General features: G+C 64.5%; 1 protein-coding gene. It reads right to left on the bottom strand.

Annotation, left to right across the window (positions count from 1 at the left end):
- Window positions 1-2,599: monovalent cation/H+ antiporter subunit A (locus RUW20_RS04475; RefSeq protein WP_409559302.1), on the bottom strand; the 2,599-nt coding region annotated here is incomplete at its 3' end.
- Window positions 2,600-2,815 lie beyond the last annotated feature (216 nt).

The following is a 2,815-nucleotide window of genomic DNA, read 5'->3' as shown; positions in this document are numbered from 1 at the left end:
AGCTGACCATCCCGACGCCGGTTGCCAGCAGCAGTCCCAGCGCCAGTAGTCCGGCAGCGTTTCGTGGCAAGCGTCGCTGCGCGAAGGCGTTGCCGTTGGCCAGATATTGCACCACCAGTGCGACGCTGGTGATCAGGCCGGCAACGAAGCCTCCTCCTGGCACATTATGCCCACGCAGGAAGATGTACACCGACACGGTCAGGGCCAGGGGCAGCAAGGGGCGCATCAACATCGAGAGAAACAGCGGATGGGCTTCGCTTGCCCACGGTCGGCCATCGCTATCGCGTCTCGGTGCGATCAGGATCAGCCGGTCAAGGACGGCGTGCGAAGCCAGTGCGACCATCGCCAGCACGGTGATTTCACCGAGGGTGTCGAAACCGCGAAAGTCGACCAGGATTACATTGACGACGTTGGTGCCGCCACCACCGGGAACCGCTTGCTGCAGATAAAAGCCCGAGATCGTCTCGAACGGCGCGGCGAGCATCTGCAAGGTGACCAGCATCAGGCCGCCGCCAGCGAGGCTTGCCAGCAGCACGTCGCGTGCCAGTCGACTGGCGCTGCTTGGCGGTGCCGTGCGTGCCGGCAGGTAGTAGAGCACCAGCAGCATCAGGATGATCGTTCCGGTTTCGACGGCAAGTTGGGTGAGCGCCAGGTCGGGCGCCGACAGGCGAACGAAGATCAGCGCCACCACCAGGCCGACGATGCCGACCAGAATCACCGCCAGCAACCGTTGCCGGTACAGCAGCGTGGCGCCGATACTGCCCAGGAGGAGGGCGAACAGGGCGAGGTAGGCGGCTTCGCCGGCAGGCTGGGCGGGTAGCCGGACGGTGGCCGCCGGTCCGGAGAAAAACGCCCAGCCCCCGAGGACCAGGATGAAGGCGAACAAGAGGGCGTTGTAGCGCTGCAGCGAGCCGTTATCGAGCGCAGCCACGAGTCGTCGTGCGCTGGCGGCAAGCAAGCGGTAGACGCGCTCGAAGGCCGTGCGCGGGCGCAGCGGTGGCAGTTGCTCTTGCCAGGCGAACAGCGGACCGCGCAGTGCGTAAATGAGAACGCCGCCGGCCAGCGCCAGCAGGCTCATCATCAAGGGCCGGTTGAAACCATGCCACAGCGCCAGTTCGAAGGTCGGAAGTGGTCCCTGCAACGTGGCCTGCGCGGCGACGTCGAGCAGCGGCGCGACGGTCCATCCCGGGAACACGCCGACCAGCAGGCAAAGCAGTACCAGGAGTTCGATCGGCGCGCGCATCCAGCGCGGCGGCTCGTGCGGCTGGCGCGGCAGGTCGATCGGCTCGCCGTTGAAGAACACGTCGTGAACGAAGCGCAACGAGTAAGCGACGGCGAGCATGCCGGCGATCGTCGCGATCAGCGGCAGCAGCCAGGCGACGGCTTCGAATTGCGGGTGAGCGACCGTTTCGGCGAAGAACATCTCCTTGCTCAGGAAGCCGTTGAGCAGCGGTACGCCGGCCATCGAGCTGGCAGCAATGATCGCCAGGCTGGCGGTGATCGGCATCCGTTTGAACATGCCGTTGACCCGGCGCATGTCGCGCGTGCCGCACTCGTGGTCGATGACCCCGGCGGCCATGAACAGCGAGGCCTTGAAGATCGCGTGGTTGATGATATGAAAAACGCCGGCGACGATCGATAACGGAGTGTCGAGACCGAATAGCAGGGTGATCAGTCCCAGATGGCTGATCGTCGAGTAAGCGAGCAGCCCCTTGATGTCGTGTCTGAATAGCGCCGTCGCCGCGGAGTACACCAGGGTCACCGCGCCGGTGCCGCTAACCAGCCAGAACCACAGGTCGGTGCCGCCGAGCGCCGGGTGCAGGCGAGCGAGCAGGAAGACTCCGGCCTTGACCATGGTCGCCGAATGCAGGTAAGCCGATACCGGCGTCGGCGCCGACATGGCGTTGGGTAGCCAGAAGTGGAAGGGAAACTGTGCCGACTTGGTGAACGCGCCGAGCAGGATCAGGATCAGCGTTGGCGCGTAGAGCGGGTGTGCCCGTATCTGCTCGCCCGCAGCGAGGATTACCGAAAGCTCGTAACTGCCGGCGATATGACCGAGCAGCAGGATGCCGGCGAGCAGTGCCAGACCACCGCCGCCGGTGACCGCGAGGGCCATGCGGGCGCCGATTCGAGACTCGTATTTCTCGTGGTTGTAGGCGACCAGCAGAAACGAGGAGAGGCTGGTGATTTCCCAGAAGACGAGTAGCAGCACCACGTTCTCGGAGAGCACGATGCCCAGCATCGCCGCCATGAACAGCAGCAGGATCGAATAGAAGCGGCCCAGGCGATCGCTGTCCGGCAGATAGTAGAAGGCGTACAGCACCACCAGCAAACCGATGCCACAGATCAGCAGGCAGAAAAGCAGGCCGAGGCCGTCCAGGCGCAGGCTGAGGTCCAGTCCATAGGCGGGCAGCCACGGCAGGTGTGCGAGTTCGGTGTGGCCGGCGAAAGTGGCCGGCGCCAACTGCAGCACCAGGCCCAGACAGGTGGCGATGACCGCTGCGGCAGCCAGCGCCGAGGCGCCACGTCCGAAGCGCTGCAGCAGCAGCGGCAGCAAGAAGGCACCGAAGGCGGTAGCAGGGATTGCCGCGAGCAGCAGGCTCGAGTTCACAGAGGCCGATCCAGAATTGAGTTGTCGGTGCGTGACGCAGGGGGCGCTGGAGGTGCGATTATAACCATCCTCGGCATTGGCAGACGCGGCAAGATGCGGCAGGCTACGTCATCTCCCCGAAACATTGGCGGCGTAGGCTGCCGTCAATTATTGTCTTGCGAAGGCGAGCCCAGACTCATGAGTGACCACCTCAGCAAACAGTTC

Source organism: Accumulibacter sp. (assembly GCF_032229525.1).
GTDB lineage: Bacteria > Pseudomonadota > Gammaproteobacteria > Burkholderiales > Rhodocyclaceae > Accumulibacter.
This window is presented reverse-complemented; position numbering and strand designations above follow the sequence as displayed.